Genomic DNA, 19,142 nt, shown 5'->3' with positions numbered 1-19,142 from the left:
GGGCCCTGGTGCGGAAGGCAGGTCAGTGGGCGGGGTGCGGCGCGTGGCCGAGCCGCGTGTTCTGGTCCGAACGACGCACGGCGTGCCGGCGCTGGATCCACTCGTTCAGCGGCGAACGGACGGCCCACGCGCCGAGCGCGAGCAGCACCACGGCACCGACCGCGATGAGCACGCCCACGTAAGTGATGGCGGCGGTGGCAAGACCCTGGTCGATCATCCTGATCCCCTCCGGTTCTTCCCGGTCGGCGGGCTTCTACATCTGTAGAAGCTGTCTACACCTGTAGAAGCTACCCCAGGATTCCGCAGACATCTACAGCTGTAGAAGTTGCGCCGATCACACGCGCGCTGAGTACGGTGTCGAGATGGTCAGAGCGTCGTCCGGTAACCGTCGAGCGGACATCCTGGACGCGGCGATCAACCTGGTCGCCGGCGCCGGGCTCCGCGGCCTGACCCACCGCGCCGTCGACGCCGCCGCCGGCCTGTCCGAGGGCTCGACCTCGGCCTACTTCCGCACGCGGGCCGCGTTGCTCACCGCGGTGGTGGCCCGGCTCGACGAGCGGATCGGCGCCGACGTCGACGAGTTGGCGGCCGAGACCGCGCAGCACCGGGGCGACCCCGCGCACGCCGTCGCGCACACGATGAAGCTGCTCGACCGCTGGTTGTCCGACCCGGCGCCGCTCGCGGCCCGGCTGGAGCTCTCGCTGGAATCGTCGCGCCGGCCCGAACTGGGCGAGGCGATGACGGCCTGGCGGACGGCGTTCGACGCGCTGGTCGCGCGGATCATCAGCGACGTGGGGGTGGACTGCGCCGCCGAGCGGGCCGCGCTGGTGACCGCCTGCCTCGACGGCCTGCTGTTCCGGGCGCTGACCGGAGCGTCCACCCGGGACTCGACAGAGGAGTCGGACGACTCCGGTGTGCCGCTGCTCGATCCGAAGACGCGGGCCGACGTCGTCGACCAGGCGCGAACCCTGCTGACGTCGCTACTGGTGAGCGCTCATGTCCTGGACAACACCGACGGGCCGCTACCGGGGAATCTGCCCAGGCCGGACCGCTTCCGCTGACGTTCGGCGCCGTCCGGCCTGACGGATGTCACGGGTCGGGCGGTGACGCTCCATCCGGGAGCCCGACGCCGCGCGGCGCGACCGTCAACGGCATGGAGAACACAACGCTGACGCGGACCGCGGCCGTTCGGCTCACCGGTCTCACCAAGCGATTCGGCGGTCGCCGACGGCACCGCCGCCGAGATCAAGGGCCTCGCCGCCGGCCGCACCGTCCGCGCGACGCTGCCCGGCGCCGATCCGCTGGTGCTCTCCGCACTGCCCGGTGTGGACCAGGCCGAGGTGTGGGGCGACTCGGTGCGGGTGCACGCGTCGGATTCCGACGCGGTGGCCCGGTACCTGCTCACCGCGACCGGCGCGCGGGACCTGGAGATCACCTCGCGCAAGCTCGAGGACGCGTTCCTCGCGCTCACCACGGGTTCCCAGGAGAGCGCCCGATGACCACGTACGTGGGTGAGCGCCGGACGCCGCGGATGGGTGGCCTGAACGCGACCTACCTGGGCCTGGAGGTCCGCCGGATCCTCCGCAACCGCCGGACGCTGCTCTTCGTCCTGATCATGCCGGCGGTGTTCTTCCTGCTGTTCGGGCTGCCGCAGAAGGGTCAGACGCTGGACAACGGCCAGCCGGTGACCGGCTACCTCATGATCAGCCTCGCGGTCTACGGGGCGATGGTCGCGACGACCAGCGGCGGGGCGATGGTGGCGGCCGAGCGGGCGCTCGGCTGGAGTCGCCAGCTGCGGCTGACGCCGCTACGTCCGGCGGCGTACGTCCTGACGAAGGTGCTCAGCGCGATGACGCTCGGGCTGGCCGCGGTGCTGGTGGAGTTCGCGGTCGGCGCGGTGGCCGGAGTGCGGATGCCGCTGCACGTCTGGGTGCTGGCCGGGGCGGCGGCGTGGCTCGGGTCGCTGGTGTTCGCCGCGTTCGGACTGTTCATCGGGTACCTCGCCCCGGCGGAGAACGTGATGCAGTTCCTCGGTCCGATCCTGGCGATCCTCGCGATGGCCGGTGGGTTGTTCGTGCCGCTGGACACGCTGCCGCACGCCTTCGGCGAGATCGCGAAATGGACGCCGGTCTACGGCATCGGCACGATCGCGCGGACGCCGCTGACCGGCGGCAGCGTGCGCGTGGCCGAGGTGGTGAACGTGGTGGCCTGGACGCTGGCGTTCGGCCTCGGTGCCGCCCGCCTCTTCCGCCGCGACACCCAGCGCGTCTGATTCGTCGTCCGCATCACGCTCGGTGACTCATTGGAGCCTCACAGGAAAAGATCAGCAAACGCTCAGCAGCGCGGCGGATCGTCGAAGACAACAGCGGACAGAGAGGACCCCGATGACCGCCGCCGCTCCCACCCTCACCCCGTCGCTCCGCCTGCTCGGCCGCCGCTCATGACCGCGCTGGCTCTCGGTACGGCGGTGCGGCCGCCGGAGCGTGGCGCTGCGCACGAGGCGTTCTTCGCCTGGAGCTTCCCGGTGGAGATCGACGCGCCGCCGGCGCTGCTGCCCGGTGCCCGCGCGCTCGTCGCTCGGCTGGAGCGGCTCTGGAACCCGACCGTCGACGGCAGCGACCTGCAGCGCGTCTACGCGCGGATCGGCACGATGGTTCCGGTGGAGCCGGAGACGGTGGCGCTCGTCGGGCTCGCTACCCGGGCGGCGTGGCGGCTACCGTCCCCGCCGATGGCGCTGCACGACGTCGTCATCGACGCCCGGCGCAACCGGGTGGGGCTGCCCGACGGCGACCTGCTCGACTTCCGGGTCATGGTGCCGGTGCTCACCGCGGCGTTACTCGTCCGCTATCTCGACGGGAACGGCGCGGACGTCGTCCGCGTGCGGGTCGGGGACACCCTGCGAGTCGCGGAGCCGCGGCCGCACGCCGCCTGAGGAGTCGAGAGCAAAAACATACAGGCTTGACTGTATGCGCTCCGCGCCGGAGACTCAGGACGCCGAACCGAACGGTGTGAGGAAGGTGGCGAGTGGGCGCGAGCTCTGTCCGGACGACCGACGCCGAGGCTGCGCAGGGCCGAACGCCCGACGCGCCCGCGAACGGCGCCGCGCCCGCGCGCCGCACGCAAGCTGATCGGAGCGCGGCCACCCGCGCCCGCCTCCTCGACGCCACGCTCGCGAGCCTGGTCGAGGACGGTTACGTCGGCACCACCACGACCGCCGTCGCCCAGCGCGCCGGCGTCAGCCGCGGGGCCCAGCTGCATCACTACGGCACCAAGGAGAAGCTGGTCGCTGCGGCGGTCGGGCACCTCGCCGAGCAGCGCGCCGCGGTCGTCCGCGAGCAGATCGCCCAGCTGGGCAACGCCGGCAACACGCTCCGGCGCACCCTCGACCTGCTGGCCGACTTCCTCTCCGGACCGCTCTACGCGGCGACGATCGAGCTCTGGGTCGCCGCCCGCAGCGACCCCGCGCTTCGCGAGCTGCTGATCCCGGTCGAGGCCCGGCTCGCGATAGAGCTGCGGGAGATCTGTCGGGAGTACGTCACGTCCGATCCGCTGCTCCAGCAGATGACGCTCGACCTGCTGCTCGGCCGCGGCGTCAGCGGCCTGCTCACCGACTTCACCGCGAGCCAACGATCCCGGGCGCTGGACGCTTGGGCCGAGATGCTCGCCGCGCGCAATGCACCCCCCGCCGGGCCGACCTCCAGCCCTGCACCCTCCTCCGGCCTGACTACATAAGGACCTAAGGATGCGCCGAACCCTCTACGACGCCGACCACGAGGCGTTCCGCTCGACCGCTCGGACGTTCATGGCCAAGGAGGTCGTCCCGTTCCACGAGCAGTGGGAGAACGAGGGCCTCGTCGACCGCCGGATCTGGACCGCGGCGGGCGCGCAGGGCCTCCTCGGCACCGACGTCCCGGAGGAGTACGGCGGCGGTGGCATCAAGGACTTCCGCTACAACGCCGTCCTCACCGAGGAGACGATCGCGGTCGGAGCGAGCGGCGTCGGGTTCTCGCTGCACAACGACGTCACGGCGCCGTACCTGGTCGAGCTGGCCACCGACGAGCAGAAGCAGCGCTGGTTGCCCGGCTTCTGCTCGGGCGAGATCATCACCGCGATCGCGATGACTGAGCCGGGTGCCGGCTCCGACCTGCAGGGCATCGCGACGACGGCTCGCCGCGACGGTACGGACTTCGTCCTGAACGGGTCGAAGACGTTCATCACCAACGGCATCCACGCCGACCTCGTCCTCGTCGTCGCCCGCACCGACCCCGACGCGAAGGCCGCGCACGGCCTCTCGCTGATCGCCGTCGAGCGAGGCATGCCCGGCTTCGAACGCGGCCGCAACCTCGACAAGATCGGCATGCACGCGCAGGACACGGCGGAGCTCTTCTTCGACGACGTGCGGGTTCCGGCGTCCAACCTGGTCGGTGAGCTCAACCAGGGCTTCTTCCACCTGATGACGATGCTCCCGCAGGAGCGGCTCTCGATCGCGGTGGCGGCGGTCGCCGGTGCCCGCGCGGTCTTCGACCGCACGCTCGAGTACGCCAAAGAACGCAAGGCATTCGGACGCCCGGTCGGAAGCTTCCAGCACAACCGGTTCGTCCTCGCCGAGATCGCCACCGAGCTGGAGTTCGCCGAGACGTACGTCGAGAAGGCGATCCTCGAGCACAACGAGGGGCGGTACACGGTCGTCGACGCCGCGATGGCGAAGTGGTGGACGACCGAGATGCAGAAGCGCGTCGTCGACCGCTGCCTGCAGTTGCACGGCGGCTACGGCTACATGCGCGAGTACCCGATCGCGCGGGCGTACACCGATACCCGGATCACGACGATCTACGGCGGTACGACCGAGATCATGAAGGAAATCGTCGGGCGCTCGCTCGGCGTATAGCCCCACTGGACCCGGAGGCGTCCCATGAGCACTGAGGCTTACGTCTACGACGCGATCCGCACACCGCGCGGCCGCGGCAAGAAGACCGGGTCGCTGCACTCGGTGAAGCCGGTGTCGCTGGTCACCGGCCTGATCGACGCGGTCCGTGACCGCAACCCGAACCTCGACACCGATGGCGTGGACGATGTCGTGCTGGGTGTGGTGAGCCCGATCGGCGAGCAGGGCGCCGACATCGCGAAGACCGCCGCGATCGCCGCCGGGCTGCCGGACACGGTCGCCGGCGTGCAGCTCAACCGGTTCTGCGCCTCCGGTCTGGAGGCGGTGAACATCGCCGCGCAGAAGGTCCGGTCCGGCTGGGAAGACCTGGTGTTCGCCGGCGGCGTCGAGGCGATGTCCCGGGTGCCGATGGGCTCGGACGGTGGCGCCTGGGCCCAGGACCCGGAGACCGCGTACGCCACCGGTTTCGTCCCGCAGGGCATCGGCGCCGACCTGATCGCGACGATGCACGGCTGGTCGCGCACCGACGTCGACGCCTACGCCGCCCGCTCGCAGCAGCGCGCGGCCAAGGCCTGGGCGAACGGGTACTTCAACCGCTCGGTCGTGCCGGTCGTCGACCGTAACGGGGACGTCGTCCTCGACCAGGACGAGCACGTCCGCCCGGACACCACGGTCGAGTCGCTGGGCGGGCTGCCCGCCTCCTTCGCGACCATCGGCGACCAGGGCGGCTTCGACGCGGTGGCGCTGGACAAGTACCACTGGATCGAGCGGATCGAGCACGTGCACACGGCCGGCAACTCGTCCGGGATCGTGGACGGTGCCGCGCTGGTCGTCATCGGTAGCGAGGAGGCCGGGCGTCGGCACGGGCTGACGCCGCGGGCGCGGATCCTGTCGACGGCGGTGTCCGGCGCGGACCCGACGATCATGCTCACCGGCCCGGCACCCGCCTCGCACAAGGCGCTGGCGAAGGCCGGTCTGACCGTGGAAGACATCGATCTGGTCGAGATGAACGAGGCGTTCGCCGCGGTCGTGCTGCGGTTCATGGCCGACACCGGGTTCTCCGAGGACATCGTGAACGTCAACGGCGGTGCGATCGCGATGGGGCACCCGCTCGGTGCGACCGGCGCGATGCTGCTCGGCACTCTGATCGACGAGTTGGAGCGCCGCGACCAGCGCTACGGCCTGGCGACGCTGTGCGTCGGCGGCGGCATGGGAATCGCAACGGTGGTGGAGCGACTGTGAGCGGAGCGACTGTGAGCAACGAGAGCCCGATTCGCTGGGAGCGCGACGACGACGGCGTCGTCACGTTGACGCTCGATGCCCCGAACTCGTCGGCGAACACGATGGACGCCGCGTTCCAGGCAGCGCTCGGCGAGACCGTCGACCGGCTGGTGCGGGAGAAGGACGGCCTCAAGGGCGTCATCATCACCAGCGCGAAGAAGACGTTCTTCGCCGGTGGCGACCTGGACGAGCTCATCCAGACGCGCCCGGAGAACCGCGAAGCGCTGCTGAACACGGTCACCGACATCAAGCGCCGGCTGCGGACGCTGGAGACGCTCGGCGTGCCGGTCGTCGCCGCGATCAACGGTGCAGCGCTCGGCGGTGGCCTGGAGATCGCGCTCGCCGCTCACCACCGGATCGCGCTGGACACGCCCGCCACGAAGTTGGGCTTCCCCGAGGTGACGCTGGGCCTGCTGCCGGGCGCCGGGGGAGTCATCCGCTCGGTGCGATTGCTCGGGCTGGTCAACGCACTGACCCAGGTACTGCTCCAGGGACAGCAGCTGCGGGCGTCCGCCGCACTCAAGCTCGGCCTGGTGCACGAGGTCGTCAGCGACCCGGCCGACCTCCTGGTCAAGGCCCGGGAGTGGATCGACGCCAACCCGCAGGCCATCCAGCCGTACGACGCCAAGGGCTACAAGGTCCCGGGCGGCTCGCCGATGTCTCCGTCGCTCGCCGGGTTCCTGCCCGCGCTCCCCGCGAACCTGCGCAAGCAGCTCAAGGGTGCGAACCTGCCGGCGCCGCACCACATCCTCTGCGCTGCGGTGGAAGGGCTGCTGGTCGACATCGAGGCCGCGTTCGTGATCGAAGGCCGGTACTTCGCCGACCTGGCGACCGGCCAGACGTCCACGAACATGATCCAGGCGTTCTGGTTCGACCTGAACCGAATCAACGGCGGTGGAAGCCGCCCGGCGGACGTGCCCGCCTACACGCCTCGCAAGGTCGGGGTGCTGGGCGCCGGCATGATGGGCGCGGGCATCGCGTACGTCACCGCCAAGGCCGGGATCGACGTCGTCCTGAAAGACGTCTCGGTCGAGGCCGCCGAGAAAGGCAAGGCGTACTCGCAGAACATCCTCGACAAGCAGGTCGCCCGCGGTCGGAGCACGCCCGAGAAGCGGGATGCGTTGTTGGGTCGGATCCTCGCCACCGCGGACGCCGCCGACCTCGCCGGGTGCGACTTCGTCATCGAGGCGGTGTTCGAGGACGCGGCGCTGAAGCACAAGGTGCTCGCGGAGGCGGCGGCCGCCGCACCGGACGCGCTGATCACGTCGAACACCTCGACGCTGCCGATCACCGGGCTGCAGGAGGGCGCGGGCCTGTCCGACCTGGTCGGCGTGCACTTCTTCTCCCCGGTGGAGAAGATGCCGCTGATCGAGCTGATCGTCGGCGCCCACACGTCGCCGGAAGCCGTCGCGAAGGCGTACGACTACACCCGGGCGGTCGGTAAGACGCCGATCGTCGTCAAGGACAGCCGTGGGTTCTTCACCAGCCGGGTGTTCGGGACGATGGTCATGGAGGGTGCGGCGCTGCTCGCCGAGGGCCTGCCTGCGATGAGCGTCGAGCGGGCGGCGCTGCAGGCCGGCTTCCCGGCCGGGCCGCTGACGCTGCTCGACGAGGTGACGCTGACGCTGCCGCTCAAGATCGAGGAGCAGGGTGGGGGTGCTACCGGGGATGCGGCGCACCCAGGCCTGCGTGTCCTGCGCACGTTGGTGAAGGAGCACGACCGCACCGGTAAGGCCGCGGGCAAGGGCTTCTTCGACTGGGCGCCGGAGAAGCGGGTCTGGCCAGGGCTCGCCGAGGTGTTCCCGCCGAACGCCGACGGTCTGGCCCCGAACACGGGCAAGACCTCGCTGCGCTTCAAGGACGCCCAGGACCGGCTGCTGTTCATCATGGCGGTGGAGACCGCGCGGTGCTTCGAGGAGGGCGTGCTCACCTCGATCGAGGACGCGAACATCGGCTCGATCATGGGCATCGGGTTCCCGCCCGGCTTCGGAGGCGTGGCTCAGTTCGTCGACCAGTACGACGGCGGGGTGGCGGGCTTCGTGGCCCGCGCGGACGAGCTCGCCGACAAGTTCGGTGAGCGCTTCCGTCCGCCGGCACTGCTCCGAGAGAAGGCCGTCGAGGCGGGCTCCCTCCGCGAGGCTGTCGCGTAGGGATCGGGCGGGGCGCCTCGGGCGCCCCGCCGCACAGACACGGAGGGCCGGGACGCGATGACGCTCCCGGCCCTCCGTTCGTGTGCGTCAACGGCATATGGACGCTACGCGCGTGCTCGCAGCGTCCATATGCTGCGCGCCGCCTACCTGGGGGCGCCGACCGACATCGTGGCGTCGCTGATCAGCAGCGCGGGGTGGCGGCCCGGGGTCAGCCACCGGGACAACGTGGGTCCCTCCGCGGACGCCGTGACCCGTCCCAGGCGAGCGCGCCCGTGCATTCCTACCCAGGCGGCTCGAGGTTCTCCGTCGAACAGTTGGAGCGTCTTCAGTCCCCCCGCCATCGGGAACTTCGGCGTACTGGCGCGTGCCTCCGCCGACATCTTCCATCCGTCGCCGGTAGCCGTCACCGCAGCACCGCCCCATTCGAACGACGCCAGCGTCTTCGGCAGCGCCCAGTTCGACCGTCCGCCGTGCACCGACGTCAGCGAGTCCACCGCCATGAACGGGATGTGGATCGGCGGCACCGGCCACTTCCGCAGCAGCACCGGGCTCGCGAAGACCTCCGAGTACGCCCCCACCGGAGTCTCCCGGTACCGGACGAACGCGACGAGCGTCACCGGGATGACGCCGAGCGAACGCAGCGCGGGCGGCAGCATCGAGGCGGCGTCCGCGGAGGCGCGGTGCCACCAGAACGCGGCGTCGATCTTCGTCCGCCACGGCGCCGGTGCCGACGAGGTGGGCAGCTCGACGTCGGAGGCGAGCACGGACTCCCGCACGCTCGGAATCGCGGTCAGGTTCTCCAGCCCTGCACGTGTCATCAAGACTCCCGGACGCGGATCGTCGGAAACAGTAGGGCGGCCGGTGCCGCGGCGGGCACCACCGGCGACTGCGGTGCCACCGGGGTTATCCGTCGATAAGTGTCCCCCGGGGCGGGTCGCGGGTCGGCGTCCCCCTTGTTCGGCCAGTACGACGCCGCCCGCTCGGCCAGCGCGGTGATCGTCAGCGCTGGGTTCACCCCGAGGTTCGCCGAGACGGTGGAGCCGTCCACCACCGACAGCCCGGGGTAGCCGTGCACCCGGTGATACGGGTCGATGACGCCCTCGGAGGCGGACGATCCGACGGCGCAGCCCCCGATGAAGTGGGCGGTCATCGGGATGTTCGCGATGTCGGCGAACGACCCGCCAGGATCACCGTCGACGAGACGCGCGAGCCGCCGCACCACGTCGTGGCCCACCGGGATCCAGCGCGGCGGCGGCTCACCCGGACCCGGGCGGGTGCGGAGCCGCTGGCCACCGAGGAGCCCGCGTTTTCCGGAAACCACCAGCGAATCGTCGTGCTCCTGCATCACCAGTGCGATCACGGTCCGCTCGGACCAGTGCCGCACCGACAGGCTGCGCAGCAGCGCACCGGGGTTGCGCGCCGCCACACCCAGCGCGGACACCCAGCGGGGGAAGCGCCCACCTCCGTCGACGAGCAGCGTCTGCAGCAGCCCGATCAGGTTGCTACCCGGGCCGTAGCGCACCGGCTCGATGTGGGTGGCCGGGTCCGCGTTGAACGAGGCGGTGATCGCCACTCCGCGCGAGTAGTCGGTCCGCCGGTGCCGGGACGTCGCGGCGAGCACCGCCTCGGAGTTCGTCCGGGTCTGCTCGCCCAGCCGTGGCGAGAGCGCGGGCAGTACGCCCCGGTCGCGCATCGCGTGCAGCAGGCGCTGAGTGCCGTACGTGCCCGCCGAGAGCACGACCTGGTCGGCGGTGAACGTCCGCTTCCCGGTACGGCGTCCACTCCGGACCGTCTCGACCACCCAGCCCGAAGGCCCGGGGCGCAGCGTTCGCACGGTCGTCAGCGGGTGCACCGCCGCCCCGGCCTTCTCCGCCAGGTACAGGTAGTTCTTCGTCAGCGTGTTCTTCGCCCCGACCCGGCACCCGGTCATGCACGAGCCGCACTCGGTGCACGCGACGCGCTCCGGGCCTGCTCCGCCGAAGAACGGGTCTCCGGCCTCTGATGGACCGAAGAACACGCCGACCGGGGTCGATCGCCAGGTGTCGCCGGCGCCGATCTCGTCGGCGACCCGGCGCATCACCTCGTCCGCCGGCGTCACCGACGGGTTGGTGGTGACGCCGAGCATGCGGCGCGCCTGCTCGTAGTGCGGTGCCAGCTCGTCGGCCCAGTCGGTGATGTGCGCCCACTGCGGATCGTTGAAGAACGCTTCCCCGGGCTGGTAGAGCGTGTTCGCGTAGTTCAGCGAGCCGCCACCGACACCCGCGCCCGCCATCACCAGGACGTCCGGCAGCAAATGCATCCGCTGCATCCCGTAACAGCCGATCTGCGGTGCCCACAGATACCGGCGCAAGTCCCAGGACGTTTTCGGGTACGACGACTCGTCGAACCGGCGACCGGCCTCCAGGACGCCGACCCGGTAGCCCTTCTCGACCAGGCGCAGTGCGGTGACGCTGCCGCCGAAGCCGCTGCCCACCACCAGGACGTCATAGTGCATGAACCGGCACCGCCTTCAAGTGGTAGCTGTCCACGTCGAGGCGGCGGGTGGCCTGCCGGTACCGCCAGGTGAACGTCGGCCACATCACGCTGTTGCGGCCGTTCCGGTCGAGGTACCAGCTCGCGCAGCCGCCCTTGTTCCAGACCGAGTGTTCGAGCCGCCGCTGGACGTCGGCGACGGAGGCGTGTTCGACGTCTGCCCGGACCTCCAGCGATGCGAGGTTCGCCCGGTCGAGCGTCCGCACCGCGTCGACGACGTAGCGGGCTTGCGACTCGAGCATGTAGACGATCGAGCTGTGCCCGAGGTTGGTGTTCGGGCCGTACATCAGGAAGAGGTTCGGGAAGCCGTGCACGGTCAGTCCGTGGTGCGCCCGCGGGCTGCCGTCCCAGGTCTCGGCCAGCGTCCGGCCGTCCCGCCCGGTGAGTAATCGAGCGACCGGCGGCTCGGTGGGTGTGAATCCGGTGCCGAAGATCAACACGTCCAGCTCGTGCTTGCGGCCGGTGGCATCCACCACGCCGTGCGGGGTGACCTCCGCTGCCGCCGACGTCACCAGCTCGACGTTCGGTCGCTGGAGCGCCGGGAACCAGTCGTTGGAAAGCAGCGCGCGCTTGCAGCCGAGTTGGAACGGCGGCCGCAACTTGGCCCGCAGCTCGGGGTCGGGCACCTGCCGCCGCAGGTGCGCCTCCGCGACCAGTTGGATCGCCGGTAACAGCGAGGGCGCGTGGGCCATGCCGATCACGTATCCCTCGCGGTACGTGTAGCACGCACCGCGGGAGATCTTCTGGGTGACCGGCCACCGTCGGAACAGCGCTTTTTCGCCTGCCACGTAGGCCCGGTCGCCGCGCGGGATGACCCAGCCCGGCGTCCGCTGGAACACGGTCAGGTGCCCCACCGACGGTGCGATCGCCGGGACGAACTGCACCGCGGACGCCCCGGTGCCGACCACCCCGACCCGCTTGCCGGCCAGCGAGACCCCGTGGTCCCAGCGGGCGGAGTGGAACGCGTCGCCGGTGAACGACTCCAGGCCGGGAAGGTCGGGCAGGCGCGGAGCGGACAGCGCGCCGGTCGCGGTGACCAGCACCTGGGCCCGGATGACGCCTCTCGACGTCTCGGCCACCCACTGCGAGGTCGCGGCGTCCCAGGACGCTCCGATCAAGGCGCAACCGAAGCGGATCTGCTCGATCAGCCCGGTCTGCCGGGCGGTCCGCACCAGGTACTCCTGGATCTCCGGCTGACGCCCGTACGACCGCGTCCATCCGGGGTTCGGCGCGAACGAGAACGAGTACAGCACCGACGGGACGTCGCAGGCGCACTCCGGGTAGGTGTTGTCGCGCCAGGTGCCGCCCACCTCGTCCGCCTGCTCGATGAGCAGGACGTCGTCCGCGGACCGGTAACCGGCGGCTCGGAGGTGCGCGGCGGCGGCCAGGCCACCGAACCCGGCGCCGACCACCAGGACTCGTACCTCGGCGGGGAGATCCTCGGACACGCTCTCACCTCCGGCACTGGAAGTTGCGGTCGAAAAAAGATGCAGTCTTGACGGTATGTATCTTGAGGGCCCGCCGTGCCGGTGTCTAGTGGCAAGGTGGACCCCTGCCGGATGTCATGGGGCGCTGGCCCGGCTCGGCGCTACCGTGGCACCCGTGACCAGTGCCGCTACCCCCGAGCGGCGGTTCGATTCGGAGACCGCGCTGGCCGGCGCTACGGCGATGTTCCCCGGCCGCCCCTGCCGGATCCTGATCGTCACGACCTTGGGCCGACCCGGGTATCTCCGCCGGGCGATGGAGGCCGGTGCCAACGGCTTCGTCGTCAAGGACACCCCCGCCAGGCAGCTGGCCGACGCGGTTCGCCGAGTGCACGCCGGCCTCCGGGTCGTCGACCCGACGCTCGCCGCCGAGTCGCTCGCCACCGGCGCGAGCCCGCTCACCGATCGGGAGACCGACGTGCTGCGCGCGGCCCGCGCCGGTGGCACGGTCGCCGACCTGGCGAAGGAACTCCGCCTCTCCGAGGGAACGGTCCGCAACCACCTGTCCGCCGCGATCGGCAAGACCGGCGCACGTACCCGCGCCGAGGCGGTCCGCTTGGCGGAGTCCCACGGCTGGCTCCTGCGTTGACGAGCGCTGTGCGATTCGCGACCCATCCGCGGCCGGAACGCACAGCGCTCAGCCGAGCGGTCACTCGGTGGCGATCGCACGCAGGACGTCGAGGCGGGCGGCGGTGCGGGTGGGGCGGGCGCCGGCGAGCAGGCCGGCGAGTGCTCCACCGACCACGATCACCGTCAGCGGCAGCACCGGCACCGAGAACCCCGATCCGGCCGCCCGCATCAGGGCCCACCCCAGCGCGGTGCCGAGCGTCGCCCCGAGCACGGTGCCGAACAGCGCGATCAGCACCGACTCCCAGCGCACCAGCGACCGCACCTGACGCCGGGTCGCGCCGACCGCGCGGAGCAGCCCCAACTCGCGGGTCCGCTCGTGCACCCCGAGCGAGAGCGTGTTCGCGATGCCCAGGAGTGCGGTGATCACCGCGATCGCGAGCAGCACGTAGACGAGGTTGAGCAACTGGTCGATCGCGGCGGCACCGGCGCCGGCCAACTCGTCGGCGTCCGACACGGTCGGGTTGCCGAACGGGCGGACCGCGGCCTCGATCGCGCTTCGGCCCTCGGAGGCGCTGACCCCGTCCGAAAGCCCCACGTACACCGCGGCGGCCAGTGGCTGCGACGCGTGCGGCGTCCACTCGGCCGCACTTATCAGCACCGGCCCCACCAGCGGATTCTCCTCGTACACGGTGGTGACCACGACGGTCGCGGTCGTGCCGTCCGGGTACCGCACCGACAGCCGCTCCCCGCGCGAATGGCCGGAGCCCTCGGCGACGGCCACCTGACCCGGGCGCAGCGACGAGATCGGCGCGCCCTCCACGTCCCCGAAGGACACCAGGCGCGCCAGCGACGGCGGGTCGGCGACGCTGACGGTCGTCCCCTCGCCTCCCACCAGCGCCTGCCCGCCGCCGACCGCGGCCACACCGGACACCTCGGGTAGCCGGGCGAGCGTCGGCGCGATCGCGGGCGAGAGCGAGCCCATGCCGAAGCGTGCTCCGCTGTCCACCGCGAAGTCCCCAGTGAACGCCTTCTCCACGTCCGAGCGGGACGCCGCTCCCAGCGAGCCGGCCGCCACCGTGAACAGCGTGACCACCCCGACGCCGATCAGGAGTGCGGCGGCGGCTCCCGCGGTACGACGCGGATTGCGACGGGCGTTCCGGCGGGCCAGCCGCGCGGTGACCCCGCGCAGCGGCAATCCGGAGAGTGGGCCGACCAGCAGTGGCGCCAGCGCGAGCACCCCCGCGACGACCAGTACCGCGCCGATGCCGACGACCGCGACCGCGGTACCGGCGCCGACGGCCACTACTCCGGCGAGTGCCAGCACCGCACCGATGGCTGTCCGCACCCGAGAAGTTCCGGGCCGTTCCGCGGCCGCCTCGCGCAGCGCCTCCACCGGTGCCACCCGGGACGCCCGGACGGCCGGTGCCAGCGCGGCGACGACCGTGGCCAGCACCCCGATCGGCACGCAGATGGCGATCGTGGAGAGCGGGAACACCAGACCTTCGACCGGTGCGTCGAACCCGAGCGCACCGAACACCTGCTTCAGCAGCCCGGCCAAGCCGTACCCAGCCGCAACACCAGCGCCGGAAGCCACCGCCCCGAGCACCAGCGCCTCGACGAGCACCGCCGCGAGCACCTGCCCCCGGACGGCGCCGACCGCCCGCAGCAGCGCGGTCTCCCGGGTCCGCTGGGCCACCAGGATCGCGAACGTGTTGTGGATGCTCAGCACCGCGACCAGCAACGCCACCCCCGCGAACGCGCCGAGCAGCGCCCGCAGCACGATGAGGAATCCGTCGTTGATCGCGTCGGTCGTCTCGTCGGTGGCCGCCTGGCCGCTGATCGCCTGGACGCCCGGCGGGAGCGTGGCGGCGATCCGCTCGACCAGCGCGTCCCGGGCCACCCCGTCGGCGGCCTTGACCTGGATGCTGGTCAGCCGGTCGCGTCCGCCCGCCAGGAAGGTCTTCGCGTCGGCGGCGGTGAGCCCGACGTACGACGTACCTCCGAACGCGTCCGCGTCGCCGAACGTGACGATGCCGACGACCCGCACCGGTTCCGGCGCCGGGGTCAGCAGCGTCGTCCGGTCGCCGACCCGCAGCCCTCCGTCCTCTGCGGCGGCCCGGTTGACAACCACGTCCCCGGTGACCGTCGGCGCCCGGCCCTCCACCACCCGGTACGGGTTGAGCTCCGGGTCGGCCACCCAGCTACCGGCCAGCCGGGGACCGTTCACCGCGATCGCGGTGCCGTCCCGGCCGAGCAGCTGCCCGAACCCCTCGACGACCGGCGCCGCTACCGCGACACCCGGCACCTCGCGCACGGTGTCCAGCAGCGATGCGTCGATCGGCGTGCGGGACGCGTTCGGGGTGTCCGCCAGTGCGGTCCCGCTCCGGACGACGACGTCGATCCCCGCGTTCGCCCGGGTGAAGAAGCCGTCGATCGCGCTGGTCATCGTCGCAGTCATGGTCAGCGTCGCGGCCAGGAACGCCACTCCGAGCAGCACCGCGAGGAACGTCCCGGCGAGCCGCCGACGCCGCGCCCGCAGCCCTGCGAGCAGCAGGCGCCTCATCGCCGCGCACCTGACGTTTCGCGCTGCTCGGCCACCCGGCCGTCGGCGAGCCGCACCACGGCGTCCGCATACTCGGCCGCGGCCGGGTCGTGCGTCACCATCACCACGGTCTGGCCGAACGCGTCGACCGCGTGGCGCAGGAAGCCGAGCAGTTCGGCGCTGGCGGCCGAGTCGAGGTTGCCGGTCGGTTCGTCCGCGAAGACGACGTCCGGCCGGGTGGCCAGCGCCCGCGCCACCGCGACTCGCTGCTGCTGCCCGCCGGAGAGCTCGGCCGGGCGGTGCCCGAGCCGATCGTCGAGGCCCACCGTGGCGGTGACCAGCTCGATCCAGTCGCGGTCTGGCTCCACGCCGGCGAGCGCCAGCGGCAGCGTGATGTTCTCCGCCGCGGTCAGCGTCGGCAGCAGGTTGAACGATTGGAAGACGAAGCCCACCCGCTCCCGCCGGAGCTTCGTCAGCGCGGTGTCCGAGAGCGTGGAGAGCTCGGTGTCCCCGAGGTAGACCTGACCGGAGGTCAGCGGGTCGAGGCCGGCCGCGCAGTGCATCAGCGTCGACTTGCCGGACCCGGACGGGCCCATGATCGCCGTGAAGCGGCCGCGGGGGAATCCGATCGTCACGTCGTCCAAAGCGGTCACGGCGGTCTCACCGCGGCCGTAGATCTTGCGGGCCGCTACTGCGCGAGCCGCCGCATCGGTCGTCATGGTGGTTGCCTCTCGTATCGGTGTCGCCTCAGGCTGGCCGGGGGAGAGGGGTGCGGTCGTCCGCGCTGCTGCGGGACTCGGCCTACGTCAGCTGACGTACGCGGGGCCGGTGCCTACGTCAGGGAGGGCAGCTGAGGACCGGTTCGTCGGCGGACGCTTTCCGGCGCACCGCAGCCGACGATCGAGCCATGAAACTCACACCACGCTGGCGAAAGATCGCGCTGATCACCCACGTCGCGAGCTCGGTCGGCTGGCTGGGCGCGGACGCGGTCCTCGTCGTCCTCGGCGTCGCCGGGCTCACCGGGGCCGCCGGCGGCCCGGACGTCGTCTACCCGGTCGCCGGGCTGATCGGTACCGTGCTGATCACCCCGTTGGCGGTCGCGGCGCTGGTCACCGGCATCCTGTGCGGTCTCGGCACGAAGTGGGGGCTGATCCGGTACTGGTGGGTGACGGTGAAACTCGTGGTGACCGCAGGCATGACCGTCCTGGTGCTGTTCCTGCTGGCACCCGGGTTGCGGACCGCGGCCGAGCTCGGTGCCGAGCTGCCTCGGGACGAGCAGATCAACATGGTCGTCGCGCCCTCGGTGGCCTGTTCGCTGCTGCTGCTCACGACCGTGCTGAGCGTCGCGAAGCCCTGGGACCGCACTGCCCGCGGCCGCCGTGCGGTGGCCACCGGCCGTCGCAGCGCGCCGCGGACCGAACCTCGCCCGGTGGGGAGCTGAGCCCGGCATGGGAGCGAGCGGGGCCGGACGGTGAGCCCGGCGATGAGGTGGCGCACGATCCTGGCCGACGCCGCGCTCGCGGCCGTCCTCGCGGCCCTCAGCGCGGTGACGGTCGACCCGATCGTCCTCGTCCAACCCGACTCGACCCGGGTCGACGCCCTGGCTTACGTCCTGATCGTGGTGGCCTGCTCGGCGCTGGTCGTGCGGCGTCGCTACCCGCTGCTGACGCTCGCGGTCGCCACCACCGCGGTCTCCGCGTACCTGATCGTGGGTTACCCGTACGGGCCGGTGCTGGGGGCGGTGGCGGTCGCGGTGTACAGCCTGGTGCTGGTCTGGCCGGTCCGGCGTGCGGTGCTGGCCGCCGGTGCCGCCCTCGTCGTACTGCTCGCCCACCTGGTGTTCTCGCTCGGCACGCTGCCGGCACTGGTCGGGCTGGTGCCCGGCTCGGCGTGGATCGTCGTGCCGTTCGCGATCGGGACCGTGGTGCGGCTCAACCGCCGGGCGGCGGTGCGGGAACGGGCGGCCGAGGCCCGGCGCGCGGCCGACGACGAGCGGCTCCGGGTCGCCCAGGAGGTGCACGACGTCGTCGGGCACGGCCTCGCGGCGATCACGATGCAAGCCGACATCGCACTGCACCTGCTACCGACCAAGCCGGAGCAGGCAGAGACCGCGCTCACCGCGATCAGCGAGACCAGCCGGGAGGCGCTGGACGAGTTGCGGGCGACGCTGGCGGTCCTGCGGGACAACACCGAGCGGGTACCCACCGCCGGGCTGGCCCGGCTGGGCGCCCTCGCCGAGCGGATCACCGCCAGCGGCACGCCCGTGCACACCGTGGTGACCGGCGCCGTCCGTCCGCTGCCCCCGGGTGCGGATCTGGCCGCCTACCGCGTGGTGCAGGAGGCACTGACGAACGTCCTGCGGCACGCCGGTCCGGCCACCGCGACGGTCCGGGTCGACTACGGTGCGGAAGCGGTGCGGGTCGAGGTGACGGACACCGGCGCCGGCGGCACCGAACTCGCCCGCCGGCACGGCGCCGAGGGGCACGGGATCGCCGGGATGCGGGAGCGGGTGACGGCGCTGGGCGGATCGTTCGAGGCCGCACCGGCCGCCCACGGGTTCCGGGTCGCGGCCGACATCCCGGCGCCCGAGACCCGGTCAGCACGGTGATCCGGGTCCTGATCGCCGACGACCAAGCGCTGGTGCGCCTGGGGCTGCGCGCGCTGCTGGAGAACGAGCCCGACATGGAGGTCGTCGACGACGTCGCCGACGGGCTCGCCGCGGTCGCGGCGGCCACCCGAACCCGTCCGGACGTGATCCTGATGGACGTCCGGATGCCGGGTATCGACGGGATCGAGGCCACCCGGCGGATCGTCGCCGCGCCGGAGACCGCCGACACCCGGATCGTGGTGTTGACGACGTTCGAGATCGACGAGTACATCTTCGACGCTTTACGCGTCGGTGCGTCCGGTTTTCTGCTCAAGGACACCCGCCCGGCCGAGCTGCTGGACGCGATTCGGCAGGTCCTCACTGGTGGGGCGCTGCTCTCGCCGTCGGTGACCCGCCGGGTGGTCAAGACGTTCGTGGATCGGCCCACCCGGACGTCCCGGCCGCACCCGCAGTGGACGAGCCTGACCGATCGGGAGCAGGAAATTGCCGCGCTGGTGGCGGACGGCCTGTCGAACGACGAGATCGCCGATCGGCTGGTGATCAGCCCGGCGACGGTCCGGACCCACGTCGGACGGGCCATGGTGAAGCTCAACGCCCGCGACCGAGCGCAACTAGTCGTTTTCACCTACCAGTCGCTCTGAACCTCCCGCGCCGCGCGGCCCGTTTTCTCGAAGCCGCCCTCCCGGGCCGCCCCATCGTCAAACGGCCGTGGCAACGGGAGTGACCGGCTGCTCGGTTGAGTTGGTCGCCGGGTGGCCCCGCAGATGGTTGTCGCGCTTTCCGGGCGGCGCGCGGGGTGGTTGTCGCGAATTCCGGCGAAATGCGGGGTGGTTGTCGCGCATTCCGGGTAGCGCACACAGTGGTTGTCGGGTCTTCCGCACCATGGCACGGGAAGCGCGACCACCATCTCCGCAGCACCCGGAAACGGCGACAACCACCCCCCGGCCCCCAGCATGCGATCCCGGGCCTAACCCCACACCGGTGTCGTACCGACGAAACCCACCCAGCGGCCTCGCCCCTGCCACCCGACAGGCACCCCGCTCCCGAGGCGCTGCCACCACCGGAGGAATCCGGGCCCGCCTCAGGGGCG

17 protein-coding genes and 1 pseudogene are annotated in these 19,142 nt (G+C 71.7%); 12 read left to right on the top strand and 6 right to left on the bottom strand.

Features of this window, described 5'->3' with window-relative positions:
* Positions 1-22: 22 nt before the first annotated feature.
* Positions 23-217 carry a hypothetical protein gene (locus ABEB28_RS25980; protein WP_345730823.1) on the bottom strand — a complete coding sequence of 65 codons (195 nt, stop codon included), beginning with the start codon at positions 215-217 and terminating at the stop codon, positions 23-25.
* A gap of 145 nt (positions 218-362) precedes the next feature.
* Between ABEB28_RS25980 and ABEB28_RS25975 the strand changes: the two genes are divergently transcribed.
* From ABEB28_RS25975 to ABEB28_RS25940, 8 genes and pseudogenes are all read left to right on the top strand, one after another.
* Positions 363-1,061: a TetR/AcrR family transcriptional regulator gene (locus ABEB28_RS25975; RefSeq protein WP_345730822.1), complete on the top strand. Its 699-nt coding sequence runs from the start codon at positions 363-365 to the stop codon at positions 1,059-1,061.
* 159 nt (positions 1,062-1,220) lie between these two features.
* Positions 1,221-1,499: pseudogene (locus tag ABEB28_RS25970) on the top strand (ABC transporter ATP-binding protein); the annotation flags it as partial.
* Positions 1,496-2,272: an ABC transporter permease gene (locus ABEB28_RS25965; RefSeq protein WP_345730821.1), complete on the top strand. Its 777-nt coding sequence runs from the start codon at positions 1,496-1,498 to the stop codon at positions 2,270-2,272. The pseudogene ABEB28_RS25970 and the gene ABEB28_RS25965, both read left to right, overlap by 4 nt.
* A gap of 168 nt (positions 2,273-2,440) precedes the next feature.
* A complete protein-coding gene (locus ABEB28_RS25960) occupies positions 2,441-2,932 on the top strand; it encodes a hypothetical protein (protein WP_345730820.1) in 492 nt (163 codons plus the stop codon).
* A 92-nt stretch (positions 2,933-3,024) separates the two neighbouring features.
* Entirely contained in the window at positions 3,025-3,732 is a 708-nt protein-coding gene (locus ABEB28_RS25955; RefSeq protein ID WP_345730819.1) for a TetR/AcrR family transcriptional regulator, read from the top strand.
* Positions 3,733-3,742: 10 nt separating this feature from the next.
* Entirely contained in the window at positions 3,743-4,888 is a 1,146-nt protein-coding gene (locus ABEB28_RS25950; RefSeq protein ID WP_345730818.1) for an acyl-CoA dehydrogenase family protein, read from the top strand.
* A gap of 24 nt (positions 4,889-4,912) precedes the next feature.
* Positions 4,913-6,127: an acetyl-CoA C-acetyltransferase gene (locus tag ABEB28_RS25945; protein ID WP_345730817.1), complete on the top strand. Its 1,215-nt coding sequence runs from the start codon at positions 4,913-4,915 to the stop codon at positions 6,125-6,127.
* Positions 6,128-6,138: 11 nt separating this feature from the next.
* A complete protein-coding gene (locus ABEB28_RS25940; protein ID WP_345730816.1) occupies positions 6,139-8,316 on the top strand; it encodes a 3-hydroxyacyl-CoA dehydrogenase NAD-binding domain-containing protein in 2,178 nt (725 codons plus the stop codon).
* A gap of 143 nt (positions 8,317-8,459) precedes the next feature.
* On the opposite strand, the gene ABEB28_RS25935 is transcribed toward ABEB28_RS25940, so the two are convergent.
* Genes ABEB28_RS25935 through ABEB28_RS25925 form a run of 3 tightly spaced genes read right to left on the bottom strand, consistent with a single transcriptional unit; the run spans position 8,460 to position 12,296 of the window.
* Positions 8,460-9,134: an acetoacetate decarboxylase family protein gene (locus tag ABEB28_RS25935; RefSeq protein WP_345730815.1), complete on the bottom strand. Its 675-nt coding sequence runs from the start codon at positions 9,132-9,134 to the stop codon at positions 8,460-8,462.
* On the bottom strand, positions 9,134-10,810 hold the full coding sequence (locus tag ABEB28_RS25930; protein WP_345730814.1) for an FAD-dependent oxidoreductase: 1,677 nt from the start codon (positions 10,808-10,810) through the stop codon (positions 9,134-9,136). Before ABEB28_RS25930 ends, ABEB28_RS25935 begins: the two co-directional genes overlap by 1 nt.
* Positions 10,800-12,296, bottom strand: a complete 1,497-nt coding sequence (locus tag ABEB28_RS25925) for a flavin-containing monooxygenase (RefSeq protein WP_345730813.1) — start codon at positions 12,294-12,296, stop codon at positions 10,800-10,802. The genes ABEB28_RS25930 and ABEB28_RS25925 overlap by 11 nt, the downstream gene beginning before the upstream one ends.
* A gap of 202 nt (positions 12,297-12,498) precedes the next feature.
* Here ABEB28_RS25925 and ABEB28_RS25920 point away from each other — a divergent pair, with 202 nt between their 5' ends.
* A complete protein-coding gene (locus ABEB28_RS25920) occupies positions 12,499-12,921 on the top strand; it encodes a response regulator transcription factor (RefSeq protein ID WP_345730866.1) in 423 nt (140 codons plus the stop codon).
* A gap of 60 nt (positions 12,922-12,981) precedes the next feature.
* On the opposite strand, the gene ABEB28_RS25915 is transcribed toward ABEB28_RS25920, so the two are convergent.
* Together ABEB28_RS25915 and ABEB28_RS25910 are read right to left on the bottom strand one after the other, a co-directional pair.
* Positions 12,982-15,465, bottom strand: coding sequence for an ABC transporter permease (locus ABEB28_RS25915; RefSeq protein WP_345730812.1), 2,484 nt, complete (start codon positions 15,463-15,465; stop codon positions 12,982-12,984).
* A complete protein-coding gene (locus ABEB28_RS25910; protein WP_345730811.1) occupies positions 15,462-16,163 on the bottom strand; it encodes an ABC transporter ATP-binding protein in 702 nt (233 codons plus the stop codon). The genes ABEB28_RS25915 and ABEB28_RS25910 overlap by 4 nt, the downstream gene beginning before the upstream one ends.
* A gap of 188 nt (positions 16,164-16,351) precedes the next feature.
* Between ABEB28_RS25910 and ABEB28_RS25905 the strand changes: the two genes are divergently transcribed.
* The 3 genes from ABEB28_RS25905 to ABEB28_RS25895 are packed head-to-tail and all read left to right on the top strand — an operon-like array spanning position 16,352 to position 18,693.
* Entirely contained in the window at positions 16,352-16,885 is a 534-nt protein-coding gene (locus tag ABEB28_RS25905; protein WP_345730810.1) for a DUF2269 domain-containing protein, read from the top strand.
* A 42-nt stretch (positions 16,886-16,927) separates the two neighbouring features.
* Positions 16,928-18,052 carry a sensor histidine kinase gene (locus ABEB28_RS25900; RefSeq protein ID WP_345730809.1) on the top strand — a complete coding sequence of 375 codons (1,125 nt, stop codon included), beginning with the start codon at positions 16,928-16,930 and terminating at the stop codon, positions 18,050-18,052.
* The gene (locus ABEB28_RS25895; RefSeq protein WP_345730808.1) at positions 18,049-18,693 is read left to right on the top strand and encodes a response regulator; all 645 of its coding nucleotides are present in this window, start codon (positions 18,049-18,051) and stop codon (positions 18,691-18,693) included. Before ABEB28_RS25900 ends, ABEB28_RS25895 begins: the two co-directional genes overlap by 4 nt.
* Positions 18,694-19,142 lie beyond the last annotated feature (449 nt).

Origin of the sequence: Cryptosporangium minutisporangium, assembly GCF_039536245.1 — a bacterium.
Taxonomy (GTDB): Bacteria; Actinomycetota; Actinomycetes; order Mycobacteriales; family Cryptosporangiaceae; genus Cryptosporangium; species Cryptosporangium minutisporangium.
This window is presented reverse-complemented; position numbering and strand designations above follow the sequence as displayed.

Coding starts and splice junctions, on each gene's coding strand:
- ABEB28_RS25915 (WP_345730812.1), bottom strand. CDS start 15,465: ATGAGGCGCCTGCTGCTCGCAGGGCTGCGGGCGCGGCGTCGGCGGCTC.
- ABEB28_RS25960 (WP_345730820.1), top strand. CDS start 2,441: ATGACCGCGCTGGCTCTCGGTACGGCGGTGCGGCCGCCGGAGCGTGGC.
- ABEB28_RS25945 (WP_345730817.1), top strand. CDS start 4,913: ATGAGCACTGAGGCTTACGTCTACGACGCGATCCGCACACCGCGCGGC.
- ABEB28_RS25950 (WP_345730818.1), top strand. CDS start 3,743: ATGCGCCGAACCCTCTACGACGCCGACCACGAGGCGTTCCGCTCGACC.
- ABEB28_RS25935 (WP_345730815.1), bottom strand. CDS start 9,134: ATGACACGTGCAGGGCTGGAGAACCTGACCGCGATTCCGAGCGTGCGG.
- ABEB28_RS25910 (WP_345730811.1), bottom strand. CDS start 16,163: ATGACGACCGATGCGGCGGCTCGCGCAGTAGCGGCCCGCAAGATCTAC.
- ABEB28_RS25965 (WP_345730821.1), top strand. CDS start 1,496: ATGACCACGTACGTGGGTGAGCGCCGGACGCCGCGGATGGGTGGCCTG.
- ABEB28_RS25930 (WP_345730814.1), bottom strand. CDS start 10,810: ATGCACTATGACGTCCTGGTGGTGGGCAGCGGCTTCGGCGGCAGCGTC.
- ABEB28_RS25905 (WP_345730810.1), top strand. CDS start 16,352: ATGAAACTCACACCACGCTGGCGAAAGATCGCGCTGATCACCCACGTC.
- ABEB28_RS25900 (WP_345730809.1), top strand. CDS start 16,928: ATGAGGTGGCGCACGATCCTGGCCGACGCCGCGCTCGCGGCCGTCCTC.
- ABEB28_RS25980 (WP_345730823.1), bottom strand. CDS start 217: ATGATCGACCAGGGTCTTGCCACCGCCGCCATCACTTACGTGGGCGTG.
- ABEB28_RS25975 (WP_345730822.1), top strand. CDS start 363: ATGGTCAGAGCGTCGTCCGGTAACCGTCGAGCGGACATCCTGGACGCG.